The organism is Noviherbaspirillum sp., assembly GCF_035254865.1.
In the GTDB taxonomy this organism is placed as follows: domain Bacteria; phylum Pseudomonadota; class Gammaproteobacteria; order Burkholderiales; family Burkholderiaceae_D; genus Noviherbaspirillum.
The window spans coordinates 1-25,035 of record NZ_DATFAF010000056.1 but is presented as its reverse complement, the minus strand read 5'-3'; the positions used below and the strand labels follow the sequence as shown (position 1 = coordinate 25,035).

The 25,035-nt window shown below is 57.1% G+C and carries 18 protein-coding genes; 7 read left to right on the top strand and 11 right to left on the bottom strand.

From position 1 onward, the window contains the following. Positions 1–338: 338 nt before the first annotated feature. The 5 genes from petA to VJ651_RS13800 all read left to right on the top strand — a co-directional run bounded on the left by petA (position 339) and on the right by VJ651_RS13800 (position 3,976). On the top strand, positions 339–935 hold the full coding sequence (petA, locus tag VJ651_RS13820; RefSeq protein ID WP_324108006.1) for a ubiquinol-cytochrome c reductase iron-sulfur subunit: 597 nt from the start codon (positions 339–341) through the stop codon (positions 933–935). A gap of 84 nt (positions 936–1,019) precedes the next feature. Continuing rightward, positions 1,020–1,424 (top strand): four-helix bundle copper-binding protein, encoded by a 405-nt coding sequence (locus VJ651_RS13815; RefSeq protein ID WP_324108005.1) that lies wholly within the window; start codon positions 1,020–1,022, stop codon positions 1,422–1,424. A gap of 2 nt (positions 1,425–1,426) precedes the next feature. Further along, the gene (locus VJ651_RS13810; protein WP_324108004.1) at positions 1,427–1,651 is read left to right on the top strand and encodes a hypothetical protein; all 225 of its coding nucleotides are present in this window, start codon (positions 1,427–1,429) and stop codon (positions 1,649–1,651) included. A gap of 118 nt (positions 1,652–1,769) precedes the next feature. Continuing rightward, entirely contained in the window at positions 1,770–3,212 is a 1,443-nt protein-coding gene (locus tag VJ651_RS13805; RefSeq protein ID WP_324108003.1) for a nodulation protein NfeD, read from the top strand. Then, positions 3,212–3,976, top strand: a complete 765-nt coding sequence (locus VJ651_RS13800; protein WP_324108011.1) for a slipin family protein — start codon at positions 3,212–3,214, stop codon at positions 3,974–3,976. The genes VJ651_RS13805 and VJ651_RS13800 overlap by 1 nt, the downstream gene beginning before the upstream one ends. Here VJ651_RS13800 and VJ651_RS13795 read toward each other — a convergent pair whose 3' ends face one another. Then, a complete protein-coding gene (locus VJ651_RS13795) occupies positions 3,977–4,423 on the bottom strand; it encodes a bacteriohemerythrin (RefSeq protein ID WP_324108002.1) in 447 nt (148 codons plus the stop codon). 410 nt (positions 4,424–4,833) lie between these two features. On the opposite strand from VJ651_RS13795, the gene VJ651_RS13790 reads away from it, so the two are divergent. After that, on the top strand, positions 4,834–5,604 hold the full coding sequence (locus VJ651_RS13790; RefSeq protein ID WP_324108001.1) for a lysophospholipid acyltransferase family protein: 771 nt from the start codon (positions 4,834–4,836) through the stop codon (positions 5,602–5,604). Here VJ651_RS13790 and VJ651_RS13785 read toward each other — a convergent pair. After that, complete coding sequence (locus tag VJ651_RS13785) at positions 5,563–6,324, bottom strand: alpha/beta hydrolase (protein WP_324108000.1); 762 nt, start codon at positions 6,322–6,324, stop codon at positions 5,563–5,565. The genes VJ651_RS13790 and VJ651_RS13785 overlap by 42 nt on opposite strands. Before the next feature lie 540 nt (positions 6,325–6,864). On the opposite strand from VJ651_RS13785, the gene VJ651_RS13780 reads away from it, so the two are divergent. Further along, positions 6,865–7,326, top strand: coding sequence for a CBS domain-containing protein (locus tag VJ651_RS13780; protein ID WP_168798576.1), 462 nt, complete (start codon positions 6,865–6,867; stop codon positions 7,324–7,326). Positions 7,327–7,347: 21 nt separating this feature from the next. Here the strand turns inward: VJ651_RS13780 and VJ651_RS13775 are convergent, their stop codons facing one another. From VJ651_RS13775 to VJ651_RS13735, 9 genes are all read right to left on the bottom strand, one after another. Further along, positions 7,348–7,860, bottom strand: a complete 513-nt coding sequence (locus VJ651_RS13775; RefSeq protein WP_324107999.1) for a hydrogenase maturation protease — start codon at positions 7,858–7,860, stop codon at positions 7,348–7,350. Continuing rightward, positions 7,857–9,167, bottom strand: coding sequence for a Ni/Fe hydrogenase subunit alpha (locus VJ651_RS13770; RefSeq protein ID WP_324107998.1), 1,311 nt, complete (start codon positions 9,165–9,167; stop codon positions 7,857–7,859). The genes VJ651_RS13775 and VJ651_RS13770 overlap by 4 nt, the downstream gene beginning before the upstream one ends. Beyond that, positions 9,160–9,945, bottom strand: coding sequence for a sulfhydrogenase subunit delta (locus VJ651_RS13765; protein WP_324107997.1), 786 nt, complete (start codon positions 9,943–9,945; stop codon positions 9,160–9,162). The genes VJ651_RS13770 and VJ651_RS13765 overlap by 8 nt, the downstream gene beginning before the upstream one ends. Next, the gene (locus tag VJ651_RS13760) at positions 9,945–10,775 is read right to left on the bottom strand and encodes an FAD/NAD(P)-binding protein (protein ID WP_324107996.1); all 831 of its coding nucleotides are present in this window, start codon (positions 10,773–10,775) and stop codon (positions 9,945–9,947) included. The genes VJ651_RS13765 and VJ651_RS13760 overlap by 1 nt, the downstream gene beginning before the upstream one ends. Then, complete coding sequence (locus tag VJ651_RS13755) at positions 10,772–11,911, bottom strand: 4Fe-4S dicluster domain-containing protein (RefSeq protein ID WP_324107995.1); 1,140 nt, start codon at positions 11,909–11,911, stop codon at positions 10,772–10,774. The genes VJ651_RS13760 and VJ651_RS13755 overlap by 4 nt, the downstream gene beginning before the upstream one ends. A 440-nt stretch (positions 11,912–12,351) precedes the next feature. Beyond that, positions 12,352–13,590, bottom strand: a complete 1,239-nt coding sequence (locus tag VJ651_RS13750) for a glycosyltransferase family 4 protein (protein WP_324107994.1) — start codon at positions 13,588–13,590, stop codon at positions 12,352–12,354. 92 nt (positions 13,591–13,682) lie between these two features. Continuing rightward, positions 13,683–22,814 carry a calcium-binding protein gene (locus VJ651_RS13745; RefSeq protein ID WP_324107993.1) on the bottom strand — a complete coding sequence of 3,044 codons (9,132 nt, stop codon included), beginning with the start codon at positions 22,812–22,814 and terminating at the stop codon, positions 13,683–13,685. Positions 22,815–22,889: 75 nt separating this feature from the next. Then, on the bottom strand, positions 22,890–23,657 hold the full coding sequence (locus tag VJ651_RS13740; RefSeq protein WP_324107992.1) for a hypothetical protein: 768 nt from the start codon (positions 23,655–23,657) through the stop codon (positions 22,890–22,892). Positions 23,658–23,799: 142 nt separating this feature from the next. After that, on the bottom strand, positions 23,800–25,035 hold a 1,236-nt coding region (locus tag VJ651_RS13735; protein ID WP_324107991.1), incomplete at its 5' end, for an HlyD family type I secretion periplasmic adaptor subunit.

The following is a 25,035-nucleotide window of genomic DNA, read 5'->3' as shown; positions in this document are numbered from 1 at the left end:
CACCTCGGAATGCGCCGCCTGGGGAATGTTTTTAGAGAAGTGGAAAAAGCATGCAGTTCGGCCCGCGCAATCACGCAATTGGAGAATGCGCAAAAGCGCGCGATTTCCTGTTGCCGCCGATTGCCGCGCTCATGCACGGGAAGCAAGGAAACCGTGCATTTCTTGCATGAAGCAGCGCATGTCGGTCGAGCGGATTACAAGGCCTTTGTAAGAATTTACAAAAACGGGTCGCTTCCAGCCGGGGCTTCGCGGTGAAACACGGGCTGGTATGGAAGATGCAATCCGCAGCTCCGGAAATGCCCGCCTTCTTCCCTTCATGCCTTGCGAAAGGAGCCGTCATGACAGATTCCGTTGCAGACCCCGATCGGCGCAGTGCCCTGCTCACCGCAACCAGTGTTGTGGGCGGCGTCGGAGTGGCCGCCGCCGTTTATCCATTTCTCTCCAGCATGCAGCCCAGCGAGGCGGCCCGCGCCGCCGGCGCGCCGGTCGAGGTCGATATCAGCACACTGGCGCCAGGCAAGCTGACCACCGCCGAGTGGCGCGGCAAGCCGATCTGGATACTGCACCGAACCGACGAGATGGTGGCCGAGCTGAGCAAGCACAACAATCTGCTGGCCGATCCGAACTCGACAGTGCCGCAGCAGCCGCCCTATGCCGCCAATCCGGCGCGCGCGATTCGTCCGCCCTACCTGGTGCTGATCGGGATCTGCACTCATCTCGGTTGCGTTCCGGTATTCCGTCCCGAGCGCGGCGCATCGGATCTCGGCAGCGATTGGCCCGGCGGGTTCTACTGCCCCTGCCACGGCTCCAAGTTCGATCTGGCCGGGCGCGTGTTCAAGAATGTGCCGGCGCCGATCAATCTGGAAGTGCCGGCCTACACCTTCCTCAGCGATTCCAAGTTGCTGATCGGCGAGGACAAGAAGAAATCGGGTTGAGCAGCACGCAGGCGCGACGCGTTCCGGCCGATGGCATGAATGCTGCGTAGCCTGCTGCCCCTTTCCACTTTCGAGGAGAACACGATGCTATCCACCTCCGCCAACATGGACATGAAGCAATGCATCGACGATTGCCTGAACTGTTATCGCGTCTGTACGCAGACGGCGATGAATCACTGCCTGGAAAGCGGCGGTCAGCATGTGGCGCCGGAGCATTTCCGGCTGATGATGAATTGCGCAGATATCTGCCGCACCAGCGCCGACTTCATGATGAGCAGCTCGCCGATGCATGCGCGCATCTGTGCTGTCTGTGCGGAAGTGTGCGATGCCTGCGCCGACAGTTGCGAACAGATCGGCGACATGGATGCGTGCGTACAGGCATGCCGTGCATGCGCGCAGAGCTGCCAGCAAATGGCAGGCGGGCAGACCGGCATGCCGCTTTCCGGAAAATCGGCACAGACGGGTGCCGGCATGGCAGGCCCGATGTAAATATGACTGTGAATACAGGATCATCGGATCAGCAAGTACCTCACACGCCGCCGGAAATTCCGGCGGTTCCCAACCCGGAACCGGAAATCAATCCGGGATACCGGCCTGAGCCTGAGGTGCCCGAGCCGCCGCCCGATCCCGGCATCCCGCCCGGCCCGGCGCGACCGGAAATCATTCCCGAGCATTCGCCTCCGGAGGCGCCGCCGCCCGAGCCCGATCATGTTTAGGGAAATCGGAACCAAACGATTCGGCGGTGCAAGCTTCCCGAACTGATCGCGCACAATACCGGCCCGATCTTGCAAGTGCATGATTGGCAACATAGGCAGACGGGTGCGAGGCGATGCCATGCCGGGTCGGAAGAATGTTGCCATTGACGCTGCGCGGACAGGCCGGCGAGCTGCGGCTGTCCACCGTGCGTTCTTGCTCGGCCTGTTCGCGCTGACGCTGGGGCTTTTCCGCCTTCCCGCCTTCGCCGCCGCGCCGGTGACCGTGCTGACCATCGATGATGCGATCGGTCCGGCCAGCGCCGATTATGTGGTGCGCGGAATCGCACGCGCCGCCAGGGATCGCAGCCAGCTCGTGATCCTGAAAATGGACACGCCGGGCGGGCTGGACACTTCGATGCGTTCGATCATCAAGGCGATCCTCGCCTCGCCGGTCCCAGTGGCCAGCTTTGTCGCGCCCAGCGGCGCGCGCGCGGCCAGTGCCGGCACTTATATCCTTTACGCGAGCCATATTGCCGCAATGGCGCCCGGCACCAACCTGGGCGCCGCCACGCCAGTCCAGCTCGGCGCGCCCATGCAGCCCGCGCCGGACGGCAAGAACGACGAGCGCGACAATAAAAGCGGCAAGCCCGCTTCGCCAGACGATGCCACGACTTCGCCAATGACGCACAAGCAGGTCAACGATGCGGCGGCCTACATCCGCGGACTGGCGCAATTGCGCAGCCGTAACATGGAATGGGCCGAACGCGCCGTGCGCCAGGCAGTCAGTCTGCCGGCGGACGAGGCGCTGCAGATGCACGTCGTCGATCTCGTCGCCGCCGACGTGCCGGCGCTGATGGCGCGGCTCGATGGAAAGAGAATCCAGGTGGCGGGCACGGACAGGCTGCTGCAGACACGCGATGCGCCGATCATCGATCTGGCGCCCGACTGGCGCTCGAAGTTTCTGTCCACGATCACCAATCCCGGCATCGCCTTGCTGCTGATGACGATCGGCATTTACGGCCTGCTCTTCGAGTTCATGAGCCCCGGCTTTGGCGTGCCCGGCGTCGTCGGCGCCATTTGCCTGCTGCTCGCGCTGTATGCGCTGCAACTGCTGCCGGTGAACTACGCGGGACTGGCGCTGATCCTTCTCGGCCTGTCGTTCATGGTGGCGGAAGCCTTCCTGCCCAGCTTCGGGATCATCGGCCTGGGCGGCGTGGCGGCCTTCGTGGCGGGCGCGCTGATGCTGATCGACACCGAGCTGCCGGGATTCGGCATTCCGCTTGCGCTGATCGCGGCCATTGCGGTACTGAGCGTGCTGGTGATCGGATCGATCGTCGGCATCGCGCTGAAGACGCGGCGACGCGCCCTGGTTGGCGGACCGAACGACCTGATCGGCGACATCGCGGAAGTCGTTGACGATACGCCGGACGACGCCTGGGCGCGCCTGCGTGGCGAAACCTGGCGCGTGGTCAGCAAGACACCGCTGCATCGCAAGCAGAAGGTCCGCGTCGTGGCGCGCAAGGGTTTGGCGCTGGAGGTCGTTCCCGTCGGCAATCAAGCACAAGGAGAACAAGCATGTTGATCGATTTCGGATTCAGCTTCGGCGGACTCGCCATCCTGCTCATTCTGCTGCTCGTGTCGTCGGTTCGCATCCTGCGCGAATACGAGCGCGGCGTCGTTTTCCAGCTCGGCCGCTTCTGGAAGGTAAAGGGCCCAGGGCTGGTACTCATCATCCCTGCGGTGCAGCAGATGATCCGCGTCGACCTGCGCACCATCGTGCTCGATGTGCCGACGCAGGACGTGATCTCCCGCGACAATGTCTCGGTCAAGGTCAACGCCGTCATCTACTTCCGCGTGGTCGAACCCGACAAGGCCATCATCCAGGTCGCCAATTTCTTCGAAGCGACCAGCCAGCTCGCGCAGACCACCCTGCGTTCGGTGCTGGGCAAGCACGAACTCGACGACATGCTGGCCGAGCGCGAGCGCCTCAACCTCGACATTCAGCAAGTGCTCGACGCCCAGACCGACACATGGGGCATCAAGGTGTCGAACGTGGAGATCAAGCATGTCGACCTCGATGAATCGATGATACGCGCCATCGCGCGACAGGCCGAGGCGGAACGCGAGCGCCGGGCCAAGGTGATTCATGCGGAAGGAGAACTGCAGGCGTCGGAAAAGCTCATGCAGGCAGCGCACGTGCTTGCGCAGCAGCCGGGCGCGATGCAACTGCGCTACATGCAAACCCTGAATAGCATCGCCAGCGACAAGTCCTCGACCATCGTGTTTCCGTTGCCGATCGAGATGCTTTCCGGACTGACGGGCGGGCTGCGGGGCGAAGGAAAGTAGTTATTCGTGCGCGCGCACGCTGCGTCCCAGCTCCATGTCGGAATTGAAAATATGGCGGACCAGCCACTTGCGCAGGAATTCGGAGGTTTCAAGGGCAAGATTGTTCTGGCCATCCATGAACTGCCGGTGAAGGTGGTTCACCTTTTCCATCAGCATGTCATGTTCGCGCTTGTGCGCTTCGTACAGGGGATACCCGATCGTCTGCATGAGCGCTTCCTCACGCATGAAATGCCCACCGGTATGCTCGATCAGCTCCACCAGGACTTCACCGACGATGGAATACTCCGGCGGCTCGGCGGTTTCCGCATCCGAAATTTCAGCCTGCAGCCGGTTCGCAATGTCGAAGATGTGCTGGTGGTCCGCATCGATCGCTGCATGCCCAATGGCCAGCTCATTCGTCCAGGTGAGATAAAGCGAATCGGATTCCTTGGTCGTCGTGTTCAGCATCGGAAAGCCTCGGCAAAAATGTTCTCGTTAAAACGATTTAATCACGGAATCTTTACACCTTACGCCGGCAGATCGGAATCCATTGACTGAGGTCAAGATTTCGCGCGCGCATGCAACGGCGCTGCCACTGCCAGGCGCTATCCATGCACGGCTGGTTTTCGTGGATCTGATAAAGCATGGACAGGTTTCCCCGCGCGAAGGCGCGTCGGCACCGAATGAATTGTTTCCTGTTTGGAAATACTACCCGAGCCTTGCCTGTATTCAAGTGCGCAGATCAAGGCTCCAGCCGCAATGCAGCGACACTTGCGTCGGATGGACTTGAGCTGTCTCAATCAAGTGCTTGCGGCGTCTCTCTAGTATGAAGTGATGCCGATTGAACAAGGTCGGCCATGACACTCAGCTCACGACCTATGACTGGAACGCGGCGCATCGGCGAATGGATTTATGGTGGCTATGCCTGGGTGGTGGGCGGCCTGCTCGTGCTGCTCTTCGGAAGCCTGATCGCCCTTCTCGGACTGCCACGCGGCCGGCGCCTTGCCCGGTTCGCAACAAGACTGATCTTCCGCCTAGTCCGCATGCCATTGTCAGCCAAGGGCATCGACGGCCTTCCGCCCCCTCCCCATATCCTGGTGGTCAATCACACCAGTTTTCTGGACGGGCTTGTGCTGAGCGCGCTGCTTCCCTGCCATCCGGGCTATGCCTTTATCGTCCGGCAACAGTATCGGAGCCAGATCGTGCTGTGGCCGCTGTTGAAAGGCATAGGAACAATCGTCCTGCGGCATTCCGTGCCGGGGCACAAGACAGCGAACGTCGAGATCCTCGTTGCTGCCTTGGCTAGAGGGAACAATATCGTGGTGTTTCCGGAGGGAGGTTTCGTGCCGGAGCCCGGATTGCGACCCTTCCACTCCGGCACATTCCGCGCTGCGGTGCAGGCACGAGTACCGATCGCGGTGGCAGGATTGGATGGTGTGCGGGAAGCCTTGCGGCCAGGCACATGGTGGCCGCGCCGGCGTGCGATTCATCTGGAAATCGGATTGACGATCGTGCCCTCAAGCGATGACCCGGCGGCCGTTCCGGAACTGGCTGCGGCGGCGCATCGGGCCATGCTGGCCATCACGAAAGAAGGTGATGCATCCAACTTACAGACTGGTCTTCCAGTTCGGGAGCAGCATCTGCCATAGCTCCTTCCAGGTCCCCCAATTGTGCCCGCCGGGAATCGACAGGACGCGGTCTTCCGGCAAGGCATCGGCAAGCAGGCCGTTGGCCCGTTGGAACATGTCGCGTTTGCCATAGCCGAGATAGATCGGCAATGCCGGGTCGGTGCTGGAGAATTGGTTCTTGAACCAGCGCCACAATGCACGCTGGTAGTCGTCGCCATGCACCGCGCCCGGCTCCCAGTTTCCGAGGCCGCCGGCTGCGGCGATCTCCCGGATCAAAGGTGCGCCGCCGAGGTAAGGCGCGAACAGCAACAAGCCCGAAATATGCGATGCGTGACGCGCCGCATAGGATGCCGCGCCGAAGCCGCCGAGAGACATTCCCGCCAGCCAGATCTGCTCGTAACCTGCCGAACGTGCCGAATCGATCACATCGTTGGTGATGCGCTCGTGTATCGTGCGCGACGCGTAGTAGCCGTAATGCGCATCGACCGCCACCGCGTCAGCCGTAATGCCATGCCGCCGCATATCGTCGATGAAACCCCTGCGCTCGAAATCCTCCGCGAGATCGTCGATGCCGGGCAGAAAGATAACCAGGTTCCTGCTCTGTTCCTCGCCCGCATATTCCATTCTGGCGAGAGGAATATCATGTCGAAGCAAGCGACTCGCGCGCGAGGAAAGCAATGCCGTCTTGGCAAGCACGCTGCGCTTCAAGCGTCTGAATCGGTATGCGAGAGGAGAAGGCATGTCTGGTTGATATCCACAAGTCAAAGCAGCGACAGGAGCAAATGCAAACGCATTCCCTGGGGCACGGCCGGTTTCAGCGCACCTTCTATCTAGTTAGATGGCACTGGCAGCGCGGATTATCAAGAGGCGCGGCACCGGTTTTCATGACCATGTGCGTCTTCTTTCATGCACTTGCCGTGTTAAATGGACACTTTTTTGCTTTGACATTCCTGTGCAACAAGACATATCACAAAGAAATGCAAAAATGCTTCGCGGCGCTGCGCAAGAGCCGTCGCGGTGACGGTATCGCAAGCACGGCGTCACGTCTTGCAGCATCATTGCATGAAGCCACACCTCGGTCCACGGAAGGCATGAAAGATACGGAAAGACCTTGTGTCGTATTTTTTCCGTGTTTTTCGTGCCTTCCGTGGACAAACTATTGCAACGAGGGGCGCTGAGTTCAGGTCTCCCGGCCTCCTGCCGCGCCGTTGAGTAATCTCAACTCCTCCACTCCCCCCGCACGCCACACTTGAAACCAGTAGATCAAGCATGGAGGAAAGCATGGGAGAGAAAATGGATATCGGCGAAGTCTGCAATCGCTCCGTCGTTTTCGTCACCGAAGAGATGAGTGTGAAGACCGGCGCGCAGTTGATGCGCGACGAGCATGTCGGCAGCCTGGTGGTGGTGCGGGAAGCGCCGATCGGTCGTGTTGTCACGGGGATCGTCACCGACCGCGACATCGCGGTCATTGCGGTGGCGCGCGATTTCGATCCGCAGTCCTTGCGCATCGCCGACATCATGACCGCCGATCCGGTCACCGCCCGCCCATCCGATTCGATCAGCGATGTGCTGGGCATCATGCGCCAGCGCGGTATCCGGCGTGTTCCGGTGACGGACGAGCAAAGCGTGCTGATCGGCATCGTGACGCTCGACGATCTGCTCGAGGTCGTGGCGGAAGAGATGCAGGCCTTTGTGCAGGCGATCACGAATGCGCACAAGCGCGAGGTGCGTGTGCGCGGGTAAGACGCATTGCCTTGATATCTGCTATCCGTCGTTCCCGTTTGCGCGGGAACGATGCTGCGCACGAGCCCGCTCGTCCAGCCGGACAAGCGCCTCCAGTTCACCGGCGATCGCGCGCAGCAAGTCCGGCATCGGCGCAGTCGCGCCTTCGTCCGTCCCATCCTCGCGGATCTCCACGCCGTACAGCAGCACCGTCTTCGGCAGCATACCCAGGCTGCTGCCCAGCGCCAGGCATTCGGGCACGCCCAGCGCGTGGCTCGACAGGTTTTCCGCTTCGATCATCAATTTGCTCGCATCGATTTTGTGCACCGTTCCCGGAAGTGCTCCGCTGCTTACCGCGTCGATCAGGATGACGGCCTTCGCGCCGCTCATCATCGGCAGCAAGTCGGTCGCCGGAGCACCTGTGCAGAAAGTTTGCACGATGTCCCTCGGGAAGCGATCGAGCATGCCGCCGTGCGCAATCGCATCGACCGCCTCCCATGCAATGCGGTCGCCGCCGAACGGCGAACCGATGCCGATGATCCTGATCGGATTCACGAACGTCGCACCTTGAGCTTGAGGAAATGCGTTGCGCAGGAAATGCAGGGGTCGTAATTGCGAATCACGCGTTCGCCGAGCATGCGCAATTCATCCTCGCTGTGGTGCAGGCCGTAACTTTCGAGCGACAGCCGCAGGTCCTGCTCGATGCGCGCCTGATTCTGGCTGGTCGGCGGCACGATGCGCGCGCTCCTGATGCTGCCGTCGCCGCCGGTTTCATAACGATGCCAGAGCAAGCCGCGCGGCGCTTCCGTGCAGCCAAAGCCGATCCCGGCGCGCGGCACGACGTCGACAAACGGCGAATCCGGCACAAGGTACGCATCGAGTATTCGCAGCGCTTCCCACAGCGCGTAGCAGACCTCGGCGGCGCGGGCGACGATGCCGTGATGGGGATTGTGGTTGGGAAAATCGACGGACGTGGCGCGCAGCACGTCCGTCACGACGCCAGGCAGCCTGTCCCGGTTCAGGTTGATGCGTGCCAGCGGGCCGACCAGGTAGGGTTCGCCCGCCAGTTCGCAGTGCAAGGCGGTCGAGTGCGGCACCTGCCGCTCCGTGAACACCTGGTCGAACTGCGCTATCTCGATGTCCAGGCCGCGATCGGAGACGATGCGGCCCTCATTCATCGGGTACTCGTTATAGTGCGCGCTGTCATGCCGCATCGCCACGCAGGTGAATTGCTGTTCGTGGTCCGTCATCGACAGGCTCGCGGCCCAGACAATCAGCGCCTGCGCTTCCGGCAGCGCGGCACGCAGGCGCTCGCGCAACCGCTCCACTTCCTCCATGGACGGTGCCTTGTGAAAACCGCCGACACGCACCCCGACCGGATGCACGGAGCGCGCGCCCAGCAGGCGGATCAGCTCGTTCCCGAGCGACTGCAGCATCATGCCGCGGCGCACTTCCTGCGGATGGTCGCGCGCCATTTCGATCACGTTGGCATAGCCGAGAAAGTCGGGCGCCGCGAGCAGGTGGATGTGCAGGCTGTGGCTTTCGATCCACTCGCCGCAATACATGAGGCGCCGCATGGCGCGCACCCATGGGCCGGGGTCGACGCCGAAGATGCTCTCCAGCGCGTGGACCGCGCTCATCTGGTAGGCCACGGGGCAAATGCCGCAGATGCGCGCCACCATGTCCGGCACCTCGTGGAAGGCGCGCCCTTCGAGGAATTTTTCAAAGAAGCGCGGCGGCTCGAAAATGCGCAGCCGCAACCCGGCAAGCGCGCCGTCCTGAATGTCCATCTCCAGCGCACCCTCGCCTTCCACCCGCGCCAGCAAGGGCACGCGTATGCTCATGCTGCGCTGTTCAGTCATTGCCCGGGTCCTTCACGGCCAGGCCGGCACGGCGGAAGGCCGGCGCACCGTTATTGATGAACAGGTAACGGCGGGCGATTTCTTCCCGCACCAGGCCCAAGCCATCCAGCCGGCGCGACAGCGAACGCGTATTCACGTTTTCCGCCGGCCCGAAGCAGCCGTAGCAGTCGCGCCCGAAGGATGGACACAGCGCGCCGCAGCCGGTGCGAGTGACCGGCCCCATGCATGGCAGGTTCTTCGCCACCATCACGCAAACATTCTGGCGGCGCTTGCATTCGAGGCACACCTTGTCATCCTCTTCGGGCGGCATCACGCCTGACAGCAGCGCACGCAGCGCGCCCAGTATCTGTCTGCTGTTCACCGGGCAGCCCCACAATTCAAGGTCGACCTTGACGTGATCGGCAATCGGCGTGGAGGTGGCAAGCGAATCGATGTATTGCGGACTGGCGTAGATTTCCGATACCCATACCTTGGCATCTGCAAGGCCGCGCAGGGCCTGCACGCCGCCGGCCGTGGCGCAGGCGCCGATGGTGACGAGCCAGGTGCAGTTGTCGCGCACCTGCCGGATGCGTTCCAGGTCGTGCGCGGTGCTGACGCTGCCTTCGACGAAGGCGACATCGACATGCGCGTCGGATGCAATCGGGCCGGCTTCGGCGAAATGCACGATATCCACCAGTTCCGCCAGTTGCACCAGGGTTTCCCCGAGATTGAGGAAAGCCAGCTGACAGCCGTCGCAGGACGAGAACTTGTGGACGGCAATGCGTAGTTTCGGCGACATCAGAATCCCTTTACATTGAACAGCGCCTTGACCTCGGGATAGGCGAACACCGGTCCCTGCCTGCACACGAATGCGGCACCGTACTGGCAATGGCCGCAATGGCCGACCGCGCATTGCATGTTGCGCTCCATGTTGACGTAGATATGGTCCTCGGCCACGCCGCGGCCGGTCAGGTCCTTGACGCCGGCGCGCATCATCGCTTCCGGTCCGCACATCATGACGAAGGTGCGCTCCGGCGCGATGTCCGCGACATTGAAGACTTCGGTGACGCGGCCGACATGCCACGGCCATACCGGCCCGCCGTGGTCGGCTGACAGCAGCACCTGCGTATCGGGCAAGGTGTTCCAGTAGGCATAGCGCTCGCGCCACAACAGGTCTTCCGCATGCTTCACGCCCTGGATGATGGTCAGCTTGCCGAACAGGGTACGGCGCATGATGACGTAATTGATCACCGACACCACCGGCGCGCAGCCCAGCCCGCCGGTCACGATCAGCACGTCATGACCCGGTGCCTCGCGCAGCGGCCATCCGCGTCCGTAAGGGCCGCGCACGCCGATGCGGTCGCCCGGTTTCAGTTCCGCCAGACCGCGCGTGACGCGGCCGACCACGCGTATCGTATGGTCGAGCACGGCGGGGTCGTGCGGATCCGACACGATGGAAATCGCCACCTCGCCCACGCCGTAGAGATACAGCATGTTGAACTGTCCCGGCTCGAAGCTGTAGTCGCCGCGCACGGCCGGATCGCAAAACCGCAGGCGCAGCGTGAAGATGGTCGTCGACTCCTGCACCCGCTCGACCACCTCCGCCTCTGCCGGCAGATAGGGATTCATGGCTTGTCTCCGCAGATCGCTGTCGCTTCTTCGGTAATGTCGATGCCGACCGGGCACCAGGCGATACAGCGCCCGCATCCGACGCAGCCGCTGCGTCCGAACTGGTCATGCCAGCTGCCGAGCTTGTGCGTCAGCCATTGGCGATAGCGGGTGCGCGTGTCGGGACGCACGGTCAGCCCGTGAATGTAGCTGTGGCCGTGCGTGAAGCAGGAATCCCATTCGCGGACATGCGTCGATTGCGCACCGTCGATCTGTTGCTGGTCCTGTTCGCTGTGGCAGAAGCAGGTCGGGCAGACCGAGGTGCAATTGCCGCAGGACAGGCAGCGGTCGGCAACCTCTTCCCAGCGCGGATGTTCGAGATTGGCGAACAAGGCGTCCCGCAGGTTGCGACTCGGCAGACTGCGCGTCATGCGTTGCGCGGCCTGCTCCATCGCCAGTATTGCCTCATCGATCTGTTCTGGCGTGGCCGATGCCAGACCCATCTTTTCAATGATGGCGCATGCGCGGTCGCTGCCGCATTCGATCAGGAAACCGTCGTCGCGCTCGTCGAGCGCCAGGTCGAAGCCCTGCCGCGCGCGCGGCCCGTCGCCGGTCGAGGCGCAGAAGCAGGTGGATGCAGGATGCGTGCAGTTCACCGCGACGAGGAACAGTTCTTTGCGGCGTTTTGCGTAATACGGATCGACGCAAGCGCCGTGCGCCTGCTGCAGGAAATGCTGATCATGGATCGCCAGCGCGGCCAGATCGCAGGCACGGACGCCGAACACCGCCAGCGGTTTCTCGCGCGGCAACTCCGCCGCGAATGCCACCCCGCCATCCGCTTGCCGCTGCGCGCGCCACAGCGTTTCGCGCGGCGTGAACAACAAGGGCTTGAGCGCCTGCGGACCGTTGGCCCAGGCAAACATGCGCTGGCTGTCTGTCTGCTTGAGACGATAACTTCCCGGCGCCTGTTCATCCTGCATGCCTGCCGGCAGTTCCGCCATGGAATGCAGGTGCTCGTACACGACGGCACCGTCGCGCACGCGCGGGCCGACGCACCGAAAACCCGCGTCGTTCAATGCATCGATCAATGCCTGCAATTGCGCGCGCGGCAGGAATAGATGAGATGCGAAATACTGTCCGGATTTCGTGGTATCCATTTGCGTTCAGCACGATCAAAAAATTAACCGCTGGTCAAGTTCGGCTACCCGGCAGTCACCTTAACGCACTTGGCGATGGAGCGCCATGGAGCGAAATCAAATATGGATGAATCGCCACGCAAACAATACGCACGTAGAGCCGTGTTTCATTTGGAAACATCAATTTGAACGAGCGAACGAGGCTTGAATAATTATCAACTTTGCCGATGGGGATTACCAAGTGTATGCAATGATTTTGTTCTTTCGAATCCTTTTGGATTTCCTGCGAAAATTCTTTCCACCCATTCGGCCATCACAGTAACACTGGCATTTGCATTGGCAAACGCGACCGCGACCGCGACCGCGACAGATTAATGTTAATCAAAACCCCACGACATTGAAGTATGAAATGCAATTCTGGCAAAGCCGCTGCAGTAATTTTTTGCCAATTTTTTTAGGCGTTATAAGTGCCTACAAGCTTTGTCACGAGCCAAGCTCAATAGTCTCAGCTGATTTGGCAGGCAAATTCTTCGCAAATCGTACTTCTCCAGAATTGTGCGGCGTGCATTCTCCCTCAGCACAGTACACTTATGACGGCCGGCCAAGACTTGAATCACTCTCTCCGCAATCTCATCCGGAGAAAAGAAGTCCACAAGCAACCCATTTTCACCATCACGAATCACTTCTTCGACTGGCGCCGTCCTTGATCCAATGACCAGACATCCAGCTGACATGGCTTCCAGCATTGACCAAGACAACACAAACGGATAAGTCAAATAGACATGCGCACGTGATACCTGCAATAAGGCTACAAAGGTCTGATACGGGACCTTGCCCAGGAAGTGCACGCGTCGCAAATCCAGTGAGTCTCCCAATTCGTCGAGTATCTTCTGTCGGAATGATTGGCCGTTTGGCAAGCCAGACCCGTAACTAGTTCCATCTCCGCCGACGATCAAGACATGCGCGTTCGGCCGACTGGCCAATACCTTCGGTAAACTGCGCATGAAATTTGGAAATCCGCGATAAGGCTCGAGATTACGGGCAACGTAGGTGACGACTTCGTCACCAGCAGTAAGTTCTACGGCGGAATTCGGTATGCGAAAGCGTGCATGCGGATTTGGCGCAACACGTTCTGTATCGATTCCTTCATGGACTACATGGAGATTCGATTGATACGGTTCAGGGTAAAGCGACTTTTGCCATTGCATTGGGCATTGGCCAATATCGACTGCATCCAATCCAAGCAAATTGCCAACATTCTTTGTCCTTATTCGCGGGCCTGTATTAAAGATCTGCGTTTCGTGGAGATCAAATCCGACATCCGCACCGTGATGCCGATAAAAAAACTCGAAATAACCGATCAGCGGAGTGTTCGGGAAAACTTCCTTCAGATACCAAGGCTCCCCCCATCCGTTATGGCCCAGCATCACATCAGGAACGAATCCTGACCTCTTCAATTCGAGCGCGACGCGGGCGACACTCTGCGCATTCAATACCCCTGCCTCTGTCTCGCGCAGGTAATGATGGATTCCGGCCGTAACCGGCCGACGTGGCTTATAAACGATCGTACGAACGCCTGGCAACGACGCATTCTGGCGTTGGGTAATGAAAACCACCTCATTGCCGGAGGTCGCTCCCAAATAGCGGGCCAGATGCTGGTATTGCCCAGGAAAATTTTGATGGACGAATAATACTTTCATAGCCTATACCCGTAGAGCTCACATTGCGGCGGATCTAAAGCACAAATGCCCCCTGAATTAAAGTTCAGAGGGCATTTCTGGCATATCTACGGTTACATCAGTCTTGGAGATGAATCCTGCAGCGCACTGACTGACTGCAGACTCTGGCTGGCCGTACCAAACTGCGTACTGCTCAGTAACGCCTGTGCCGGCGTCATCGAGAAGCTCGACAGGTTGCCGTTCTTCGCGTACTGATAAGCCAGATCACCACCGATGGCTGCCGTATCGCTGCCGCTCAGGTAAAAATTCAGCAGCGATGACGACAACGCCCAGCTCGTCAGCGAAGGATTCGCGGCGCGCGCCTGTTCGAACTTGGTCGCCAGTCCGTCGAAATCGAAATCAACGATTTTCTTGTTGTTCAGCTGGTTAGCTGAAGCCGCATCATAGTCGGTCGTGCCTTCAATCACCATCTGCAAGTTCGCCACACTATGGTTCGTGGTACTGAGATACCAGTCCTTGAAGGTGATCTGCTCGCTCGTGCCGGTGACCAGGATGAGATCATTGGAACTCTTCTTGAACTGAAGATCAGCATACCTGATGCCTTTGCCGAGTGAGACAGTATTGTCCTTTGTTGTGCTGGCATTGACGATATCCTGACCATCGCCCAGATTAAAGGCGATCACATCGGCACCGGAATTGGTGGTGATTGTGTCGTTGCCACTACCGCCAATAATGAATTCCCTGCCCGTTCCTCCGGTGATCGTATCATTGCCGGCGCCACCATCTAGCAGGTTATTTCCTGCCGCATCCTTGACCGTGTCGGTTCCGTCTGCGCCCTGAAGGATATCCGTTCCGGTGCCACCATCAAGTGTGTTATTAGCGCTGTTGCCAATGAGGAGATTGTTGATGGCATTGCCAGTGCCATTAATTGCTGTCGCTCCGGTCAGCGTCAGTGCCTCCACGTTAGTACCCAGCGTATAGGTGATCGATGATTGCACCTGATCGATACCTGCGTTTGCATTCTCCGTGACTGTGTCGCTGCTGTTGTCGACAAAATAGACGTCATTTCCGGTGCCGCCAAGCATCTTGTCCGCACCAGATCCGCCATTCAGCGTGTCATTGCCCGCACCACCGGTCAGGGTGTTGGCAGCTGAATTTCCTGTCAGGACATTGTCCAGCGCATTGCCTGTGCCACTGATAGCACTAGTGCCAGTCAGGATGAGATTTTCAACATTGGCACTCAGGGTGTAAGTGACCCTCGATTGAACCAGATCGGTTCCTTCACCGACGTTCTCGGTAATGGCGTCACTCGTGTTATCCACAACATAGACGTCATCATCAGCGCCACCGAACATCTTGTCCGCGCCAGCACCGCCATTTAATGTATCGTTGCCTGCGCCACCGGTCAGAGTGTTGACGGCGGAATTGCCGGTCAGGACATTGCTCAACGCATTGCCTGTGCCGTTGATGGCGCTGGTACCCGTCAGGGTGAGGTTTTCAACGTTCGCGCTCAAAGTATAAGTCGCGCTGGATTTTACGAGATCAATGCCTTCGTCCGCATTTTCCGTCACGACGTCGCCTGTAACATTGACGATATAGGTGTCGTCCCCAGCCCCTCCGGACATCGTATCTGTCCCCGTGCCTCCATCCAGCGTATTGTTGGCGCTGTTTCCAACTAGGACATTGGCAAGAGCATTTCCGGTGCCATTGATCGCAGAATTTCCTGTCAGGGTCAGGTTTTCGACATTGGCGCCTAATGTCATCGTGACTGAGCTCAATACTGTATCGGTGCCCTCTCCCGCATATTCGACAATAACATCGGTGCCGCTATCAACCACATACGTATCGTCGCCGGCGCCGCCGAACATCGAGTCCGCACCAACTCCGCCATCGAGAACGTCATTTCCTTCATAGCCGTTCAGCCCATCATTTCCGGCATAACCATAAAGGAAGTTATCATCGGCCGTACCTTCAAGTGTATCGTCCGCCGCAGTCCCGTTGATCGTCTGCGCCATCTTCCGCAAGGTCGCATTGTCCCATTGCGTTCCATCCGCAAACATAACTCGTTGAATTTCATTCAGCGGATCGGCGAAGAAGCCACTGATCGTAATCTGGTCGGAAGTTCCAGTGATCTTGACGACCAGGTCATCGCTATATCCTTCACGTACGACAGAAATATCACTTGGCAAGACATCCGGCTCCAGCAAGATCGAATTGATCTGGCCAGCAACCATGCCCGACTCGACAATCCGATCGTGCCCCGACCCTCGTCCCAGACGATATACATCGTTTCCATCTCCTCCGCGCAGCTCATCATTGCCTGCGCCGCCGTCGAGCGTATCGTCGCCCATATTGCCGACGAGAAGATCGTCTCCGTCATCACCGGACAGTGTGTCGCTACCGACGTTGCCAAAGAGAGTATCGTTACCTGCGCCACCTGCAACCGTATCATCACCGGCACCGCCAGATACGACGTCGTTCCCCTCCAATCCATTCAATGCATCCGCTGCATTATTTCCACCGATTACGTCGTCCATTGGCGTCGGGAAATTGGTATTGCTATTTAGCCGCGTCTGAATTGCGACAGAATTCCAGAAAGTGCCATCGGCAAATTCGATCTGCTCCAACGCATAGGAGGAAACCGGAATGGTTGAAAGGTTGGAGAAATGGTACTTAACGACAATTTGATCGCTGCTGCCGCTAAAGTTGATGAGCAGGTTATCGTAATTTGAACTATCACTTGAGGCGCGGGAAAGAACTAGATCGCCGGCTGAAATACCCGCTTTGAATACGAGCTTTCCTACTCCACCCGGCGCATCGGAATCCAGAATCACATCTTGACCGTCGCCGCGGCCAAAGAGATAGGTATCATTACCCAGGCCTCCAAATAGAGAATCATTTCCCGTGCCTCCCTCGATCACGTCATTACCATCATTGCCACTGATCGAGTCATCGCCGGCACCACCGTGCAGACTATTGTCATAGCCATTTCCGGTTAAGGAATTGTTGCCATCATTGCCTGTCGCGTTGGAATCCCTCGCTATACCCGTCAACTCAAGATTTTCGACATTCGCATAGGAAGCCAGAGAATAATCTCCCCGAATTGCGGCGTCGGGAGCGATTTTGACGGTATCAATTCCCTCGTCAGCCTGTTCGACCACCGTGTCGCCATCGCCCAGAATGTACACATCGTTTCCCTTACCGCCAGTGAGGACGTTGGCGATAAAATTGTCGGTTCCCCAAAAACTGCCGGCGGACGGATCCCTGTGGGCACTACCGTTCAGGATATTGTTCAGATCGTTGCCGGTGCCATTGCTCGACGCGTTGCCACGCAAAACCAGATTTTCAACGGCCGCACCCAGGGCATAGTCCACGTAGCTTTCCACCGTGTCCCTGTTACTTGAGCTGGCGGTAGAAGTTTCGATGACCTGATCGCCAACGTTATCCACGATGTACGTTTCGTTGCCATTGCCCCCGACCATGGTATCGGCCCCGGCCCCGCCATCGAGTCGATAATCAGCGGTGGCAAAAGGCATCCTGATCTCAATATAATTATCGAGAACATTACCTGTCACGTAGGGCGTTGTCGAAAAGTCATCCTTAGTCTTCACAATCATGTTTTCCACGTTGTCGGGAATAATGCCTCCCCGTGCAATGATCGTATCGGTGCCCTCTCCGTTCAGCTCAATAATCCGCTCCGGATTCGTCAATGGGTAATACCTGAAGTCAAAATTGTAGGTATCGTCCCCCTTTCCTCCATACATGAGGTCGTACCCACCACCCGACGTGTCTTCTGACAAGGTGTCATTTCCGTCTTCGCCGTATAGTGTATCGACGGCATTATCGTTCCACCCGCCCCCGCCACTGAGACTGTCATCACCGCCGCCGCCATACAGCGTATCGGCGCCTGTCCCGCCACCTAACACGTTATGGCCGCTATTGCCGCGAATTACGTTGTTCAGCCCATTTCCGTTGCCGGTGATATCCAGTGCCCCCGTCAACGTCAGGTTTTCAACGTTGGCACTCGCAGTAAAGCTGACTGAACTCTGAATCGTATCGATACCCTGATTGGCGCCCTCGGAAACCGTATCCTGCACGTTGTCCACGACGAAGGTGTCGTTACCGGCAGTACCCGTCATGGCATTGGCCGGGGATGGCACTACCTTCGCCAGGATAGTGTTCAGATCCCAGGTTGTGCCGTCACTGAAACAAATCTGCTCGACTTTTAGATCGACTGGCGCCCCGCCCGAGGACGTGGTGAAGAACCCCTTGATCCACAACTGGTCCTGACTGCCTACGACCGAAAGCACAAGATCACTGTCTTGACGGAACAATGCAACATCGTCCGGTGCGACATCGGCACCCAGTTGCAGCGTATCGAAGCTCCCGGAGGCTCCGCTATCATCGCCGAGCTGATCGCTTCCATACCCTCTTCCGAAGATGTAGGTGTCGTTGCCGAGGCCGCCATTCAATGTATCGCGGCCGGTTCCACCGTCAAGCGTGTCGTCCCCCTGCCCCGCATCGAGCTTATCCGCGCCGTCGCCGCCAACGAGGACGTCATTTCCTACATCACTGTCCAGATGGTCATTTCCACTGCCACCGTAAAGGCTGTCGTTACCTTCCATTCCATAGATGGTGTCGTCTCCACCAAGTCCATCGAGGTTGTCGTCCCATGCATAGCCCAGCACGGTGTTATTTGCCTCTGTAATAGGGCTGGCGGTCATGGAGTTGATGGTAGCCGCATCCCAGATAGTACCGTCGGCAAACTGGATCTGTTCAATTCTGGAATAGCCGTCCTGGCGAGCAAAGAAGTCTTTGACAAGAATAAAGTCGTCAAAGCCCGAAAGCCCGTTCGCGCGCTTTATTCCGATCGCCAGATCGTTGGGGCGTGGATAGGCATCCTGGTTCAAAATTCGGAGTAAGCCTACATCGCTGGGTTTGATGTCCGCAGCCATGATGACCGTGTCGATATCTGTTGTCTGGGAAGCGTACTCCCAAATCGTGTCCTGGCCCGATCCGCGTCCAAAATAGTAGGTGTCATTGCCCACCCCGCCGTAGATGGTATCGTTCCCCGTCCCGCCGTCGAATATGTCGTTTCCACTCCCTCCATCGAGAACGTCGGCGCCAGCATCACCATAGATCTGATCATTGCCGGCACCACCATATATCGAGTCGTTGCCGTCCAGGCCGTGCATGATGTCGTCGGACTCAAAACCGTTGATGATATCGTTGCCTGCTGTTGCGGATTGGCTCAAGAGATTTGCCGAAATTTCTGCCTTGCCCCATATGGTGCCGTCGGCGAACTTGATCTGCTCATTTTTCGTGGCACTTGCACCGTAATATGACTTGATGGTCATGGTGTCGGTGGCGCTGACCTTAATGATCAGGTCGATTCCGCTGCGGATGAGCGTCACATCGGCGGCACTGATGCCAGTACCTAGCTCGATGGTGTCCACATCATCGACATTGTCCAATACCTTGTGAGTGATCTGATCCTGCCCGTCACCGAGATTGAAGGCGTATGTATCGCTGCCCACTCCTCCATCCAGTGTGTCGGCGCCTGCGCCGCCAGCAATCCTGTCGCCGCCGGCGCCACCGCTGAGGTTGTCGCCTTGTCCTCCTCCCAGAATATCGTCCGCCGAATCGCCGCCCACAACTTCCAAGGCCGGCGCCAGCGCCATAAACTGGGTACGCGTGAGCGTCTGCCCATCGGAAAACGCAAGGCTTGATATCGCCTCATGCGTGAGCCCATCCTTTACATAGACCTCGCTAGATCCATATCTCAGGATAAAGTCGGTCTTGTTCTTTGGGATCGTGACAAATGTAATGTCTGCGGCCGTCTTTCCGGCGCCGAATACGAGTCGATTTTTTCCTCCGGCGTCATCGACGAGCGTTTGGGGATTATTCGGATCCTCGTGCAATATATAGGTGTCATTTCCGTCGCCACCGTTCAGATAGTCCGCTCCACCGCCGCCATCCAGGGTATCGTCACCGTCGTCGCCGAAAAATTGATCGTTGCCTGCACCGCCGATCAGTTGATCATTTCCGCTGCCACCTTGAAGCTGATTATTGCCAATACCATCTTGCAGAACGTCATCCCCGTCATCGCCGAACAAGAAATCATCACCATCTCCGCCGTAAAGCAAGTCCTGGCCTGCACCAGCGACAAGCTGGTCATTTCCCGATCCACCATTTAACTGATCGTCGCCACTTTCGCCAAACAGGACATCGTTGCCGTAGCCACCTTCAAGGTAGTCGCGTCCGTCGCCACCAACAAGCTGGTCGTCACCGTCGCCACCATCCAAGGTATCGTCACCAGACTCTCCCAAAAGGCCGTCGTTACCTGCATCACCAAACAATTGATCGCTTCCCTCTCCGCCTTGGAGCTGGTCATCGTCATCGCCACCGAACAAAGCATCATTGCCTGCGTCACCCAAAAGTGTGTCGGAACCTGCACCACCGCTTAGCTGATCGTCACCATCTCCGCCACCCGCCTGATCATTGCCATCACCTCCGTCAACCACGTCATTCCCAGCCTCGCCGAACATCAAATCATTACCGCTGCCGCCGTCCAACGCGTCGTCGCCACTCCCTGCACTGATCTGGTCAGCGTCATCCCCACCCGTCAGAACATCGGCTCCCGCGCCGCCATCCAGAGTATCTTCACCCTCTTCGCCATCAAGATAATCGTCGCCCTCGCCCCCTTGCAGCGCGTCCTTGCCGGCGCCACCAAACATCTCGTCATTGCCGCCATAGCCACGCAACATATCGTCACCATCTTCGCCATCAAGATAATCGTTACCTTGCTGGCTAACAGGAGTTTGATCGCTATCACCAAACAATTGATCGTTGCCCGCGCCTCCAAACAACTCATCGTCGCCGCCTTGCCCCATCAATTTGTCGTTGCCGTCTTCCCCGTCAAGGTAGTCGTTACCGCCCGTCAGGCTGCTATCGGTAGATGTATCGCCCCACACTTCGTCGTCATCTCCACCTCCGAATAACTGGTCATCTCCGCCTTCACCCTGCATGAAGTCGTTGCCCGCCCCGCCATCCAGATAGTCGTTGCCTTGGATGACCGCACCGGATCCACTGTCATAGACAGTGCTCCCGTAATCGCCGGTCATCTTGTCGTCCCCGTCACCCCCAAACAGCATGTCATCGCTGTCGTCTCCGGCCATGACGTCGTTGCCTACTTCTCCATAGAGAATGTCCTCACCGTCGTAGCCAGCCATGAAGTCATTGCCTGCGCCACCGTACATGACATCGCCAGCTGCCTGATCGCGGAAGCCTGGGAGATTTAGATTGTGAAATCCGGAAAGCAGTCGATCAAACGGATTGCTTGACTCAGCTATTTGCCAGTCGAAATCATCGGATACGTAATTGTCGTCGCCGTCAATGAAATCGTCGCCACCACCCCCGACTAGAATGTCCGCACCCGCCGCACCAAAGAGTGCATCATTACCGGAGTCGCCGACGACGATGTCATCTCCATCGCCGCCGTAAAGACAGTCGCCTTTAAGCCCAGTACCCTCCTGGGTCTGCCCCTGTTCAATTGCAAGGGCAAGGTCGATCTCGGCATTGGCATAGATTCTGTCATTGCCACCCCAGCCCCCGATGAGGTCACTTCCATTACCACCTTCGAGAATGTCGTCCCCGGTATCCTGGCTGGTGAAGACCAGGGAATTGTCCACAATAACGAAACCTGTCCACGCGCCCCACACTTTATCGTTTCCGTCCAAGCCTTGAACGCGGTCTCCTGCAATGCTGCCTTGCAGGCGATCATTACTCCCTGGAGTGGGGGAACCTGTTGGATTGTCCAAGTCATCATATGAGTCAGAACTCTTGTCGCCCGTGATGGTGCGCGTGGTGGTGTCGGCGATCGCATCTTTCAGATGGATGCCATAGTCGCCGTCATGGAAATCGTCGAGGTTTTCGCCCAACTGGATTGTCTCGCCGTTCTCTAAGACGATTTTGTATGGTGAGTTGTGGGTGAGAGTGATTTTCCCGTCGGCGCTTTTCCAAACATTGGATTGTGTCGAATCTTGAATAAAAAAACCGGCGATAGTGAAGTCGGCACTAGAATTCTTGCCGTTAACGACGATTTTGTTTGTGCCTTGGGTGTCAATGATCTTGTCTTGTGACGGATCGTCACCAACGTTGAAAACGTAGGTGTCGTCGCCGACGCCGCCTATGAGTGTATCCGCGCCCAAGCCACCAGTTAATGTGTCTTTTCCGTCGCCGCCAAGGAGGATGTCGGCTCCCGTACCGCCAATCAGTTTATCGTCGCCGTCTTCGCCAATTAGGATTTCTGGAGAGGTATTGACCTTGTCGAACGAATCATTGCTTCCGTCGAGAATGGCATTATGGGTGGCATCAAAGATTTGGCTCGTTGAATTACGGCCGGGATCGAGATAGATATTAGTCGAGGTGTAATTGTTTGGATCGAGGTTCGATAGACTCGTATACTGTGTACGCAAATCTGCAATAATCGCCGTTTCGGCTGACACTAATGAGTTGATTAGTCCTTGAACGGCATTCGATGTACCGCCCAGTCCATAATCGACATCAGCGACACCAGCCTGACTGCCATACAACTGTTCATGTTTGTCAATATGCGTACGGTGCAGTTGAAACATCCGGTAGATTTGTTTGGCTTCGTCAGGGCTGACGAGGTTTGCGTCTGTATAGGCATTTGGATTGTCGTATAAGCCAAAATATTGCGATTCAAAATATGCCCTCTTGGCATATCCATTGGCATAAATAGGATTTTGTGCAAACGCGCCTAAATAGCGGATGTCATACCAAGCCTCGGCACGATTTCCAGAAGATAAAGCGCGAGTTAATTCAGTCAAAATGCGAGGCGCTGAAGAATTTTTCTTGTAGTCCTGCAAGCGACCGTTGTACAGCATCGAAAATAGCGCGATGCGCTCTATGCTATTTGGGACAGAAATGCCAAGCAATCTGTCTAGTCGTGCTTCATATTGAGGGGCAACTTTTGTTGCAAAACTATTCTTTGCAGCGTCTTCCGTAATTGTGACATTTAATGATGCAGCAATTTCCTGTCGTCTTGTGACAGTCGCTTTCCGCGCTTCATTAAGCATCTGCGCCTGCATAGCTGTCAGTGTCAGACCCAAGTCGCTTTCTATTTCTGTATTCGAGTGTTGAAGAAGATCATAGCCAATGCCAATTGCGATACTACTGCCATCAAAATAGGAATTTGTCTTTAGACTTTCAACTTTGATCATAAATTGCACTCGATCGCTCTCGTAAGAATCGCTAGTCCAATTTGTATGATATGAAATGGTCATTTAGTAGCCTTCTTATTTATTTGTCTTTAAGCGGAAATAGCAAATGCTGTCGAGCGTCCAATCCAAACTTGACGCCACGGATATAGGTGGTTTGCCAAAGCGGACCCTGCTTACAATGCGCCATCTCGGGACATTTAATTCTTCGACGATTCCATTCATGATGACCGTCTTTCCCGTAACATATTGCTTGCCTTTAAACTGGATCACATCGAAGTCATTCAGTTCTGTCGGTCCAACTTTGCCGTTGAGCTTTGGAAAGTCATAGCCTCCTGGCACTACACGGGCGATTGAATCTCGAAGAAATATCGCTTTATATTCTTCTATTCGTCTTGGAATTTCTGTTTTTTGGGGAAATACTTCGAGGGAAGTAAAGCGGTCATCACTACGCGCCCAACTAGCCCAACGCATTACAATCTCGTTTTGGCCATCGTGATTCAAATCCGCCTCCGCAATCGTATAGGTGTTCCTATCTACTTCCATATTTCCTGGTAGGCCCACCCAACTCTTCTTTTTCCAATGCAACGCTAGTGGTGACGGAGAAGGCCATGGATAAGGCCGAGGAAATGGCTTTTCTCCAAAATCCAAAGAAATGTTTTTGTTGTACTCTGCGAGAATTGGCTGGCATATCGCATCGTCCTCGCTCATTTGCAAGGCATATTCGATATGCGTTTTCCTCACTTTGCTTTGGAACGTCTTGCTTTTATTCTCTTCGGATGCGTGGCCTATTGACGACGTGACAGTTACAAATACCATCACCAATATCAAAGTGTGAATGTTCAAGGTGACCTCCTCCAGATTGATTGATTCGTCGTACGCATCAAATGCCGATTGAGATTATTGCTAAACGATCTAGAGGAGTCAGCATCGCCGATCTTTTCCTCCGACGAGCAGTATCTGGTATGCATAACTGCTTTGTGATGTTTCATTTCTCCCTGCCTGCTTCCGACACCGCCTTTTGAACCGGCGACAGCAGATACTCCAATACAGTCTGCTGGCCCTGATTAACCTCGGCGACCACCTGCATGCCTGGAGTCAGTCGTAGGTTATTTCCTTGAGGGTCTTTCAAGGCCTGTGCATCGAGCTGCACCCGCGCTTTATAGGTCAGAACTCCCTGTACCGGCTCGTTATCCTCTTTCATTTTGTTTTTTCCATTAGCTTGATTGTTCGCTTTGGCTGCCTCGGTCGCATCCGCGCTCACATGTACGACCTTCCCGGTCAACATGCCGTACTTTTGGAACGGATACGCTACCAGTTTGATCTGCGCACTTTGCCCCTCGCGCACAAACCCAACATCCTCGTTCTTGATATTTACGTCGGCAAACAGCCGCTCTCCCTTGGGCACCAAAGTCATCATCACTGTGCCCGGTTGCACTACGGCTCCTTGCGTCGTTGTCGCCAGATCCTTGATCACGCCATCCTGCGGTGCGCGCAGCTCCATCAACCCTTCCCTGTACACCGTCTTGTCGAGAGTGGGCTGCAGCTGCGCGATCTTCGCCTGCACATCAGCCAGCTCCTTCTCCAGCTCACTCCGGTACGTACTCTGCAACTGGCTGATTCTCTTTTGCTGGGCAATAATCGTCGAATGCAATGCAGCCACGGTCGACCGCTGGGCATCGAGGTCTTTGGCCTTTTCCATAGCTTCGCGCTGCTTTTCCGCCGCGGCGATGCCGCCAATAAATCCGTCCTTCTGCAATGTTGCATAGGCCTCTGCCGAACGTTTGTAGGTCGGCAGCGTCTGTTCCAACTTATTCAGAATTTCCGCCGCACTTTTTCTTTCATGCTCGGCTTTACTCAGCAAGGCCTTTTCCTGATCAAGGCTGTCGAGATAGGCTTTGCGATGGGCGGCGTATTGGCTCTGGACTTGTGCATATAGTTTCGGATCGTCGCCCGCTTTGGGCAGCATCGGCTGGTCACTCAGTTCTGCATTCAGGCGGCGTGCTTGCATTTGCTGAATTGCCAGGTCGCTGTTGATGCCGGCTTTGTCCGCACTGGCCAGGGTGGTATCGAGGCGGGCCAGCACCTGCCCTGCTTTGACTGCATCGCCTTCATCGACCAGCAGTTGCCTTAGCACGCCGGCTTCTGCCGGTTGCACGATCTTGACCAGTGTTTGCGGAGCGAGCTTGCCTTCGGCGCTGGCAATGATGTCGAGCTGGCCGAA

Coding starts and splice junctions, on each gene's coding strand:
- VJ651_RS13770 (WP_324107998.1), bottom strand. CDS start 9,167: ATGACTGAACAGCGCAGCATGAGCATACGCGTGCCCTTGCTGGCGCGG.
- petA (WP_324108006.1), top strand. CDS start 339: ATGACAGATTCCGTTGCAGACCCCGATCGGCGCAGTGCCCTGCTCACC.
- VJ651_RS13745 (WP_324107993.1), bottom strand. CDS start 22,814: ATGATCAAAGTTGAAAGTCTAAAGACAAATTCCTATTTTGATGGCAGT.
- VJ651_RS13805 (WP_324108003.1), top strand. CDS start 1,770: ATGCCGGGTCGGAAGAATGTTGCCATTGACGCTGCGCGGACAGGCCGG.
- VJ651_RS13750 (WP_324107994.1), bottom strand. CDS start 13,590: ATGAAAGTATTATTCGTCCATCAAAATTTTCCTGGGCAATACCAGCAT.
- VJ651_RS13765 (WP_324107997.1), bottom strand. CDS start 9,945: ATGTCGCCGAAACTACGCATTGCCGTCCACAAGTTCTCGTCCTGCGAC.
- VJ651_RS13795 (WP_324108002.1), bottom strand. CDS start 4,423: ATGCTGAACACGACGACCAAGGAATCCGATTCGCTTTATCTCACCTGG.
- VJ651_RS13810 (WP_324108004.1), top strand. CDS start 1,427: ATGACTGTGAATACAGGATCATCGGATCAGCAAGTACCTCACACGCCG.
- VJ651_RS13760 (WP_324107996.1), bottom strand. CDS start 10,775: ATGAATCCCTATCTGCCGGCAGAGGCGGAGGTGGTCGAGCGGGTGCAG.
- VJ651_RS13755 (WP_324107995.1), bottom strand. CDS start 11,911: ATGGATACCACGAAATCCGGACAGTATTTCGCATCTCATCTATTCCTG.
- VJ651_RS13790 (WP_324108001.1), top strand. CDS start 4,834: ATGACTGGAACGCGGCGCATCGGCGAATGGATTTATGGTGGCTATGCC.
- VJ651_RS13780 (WP_168798576.1), top strand. CDS start 6,865: ATGGGAGAGAAAATGGATATCGGCGAAGTCTGCAATCGCTCCGTCGTT.
- VJ651_RS13785 (WP_324108000.1), bottom strand. CDS start 6,324: ATGCCTTCTCCTCTCGCATACCGATTCAGACGCTTGAAGCGCAGCGTG.
- VJ651_RS13815 (WP_324108005.1), top strand. CDS start 1,020: ATGCTATCCACCTCCGCCAACATGGACATGAAGCAATGCATCGACGAT.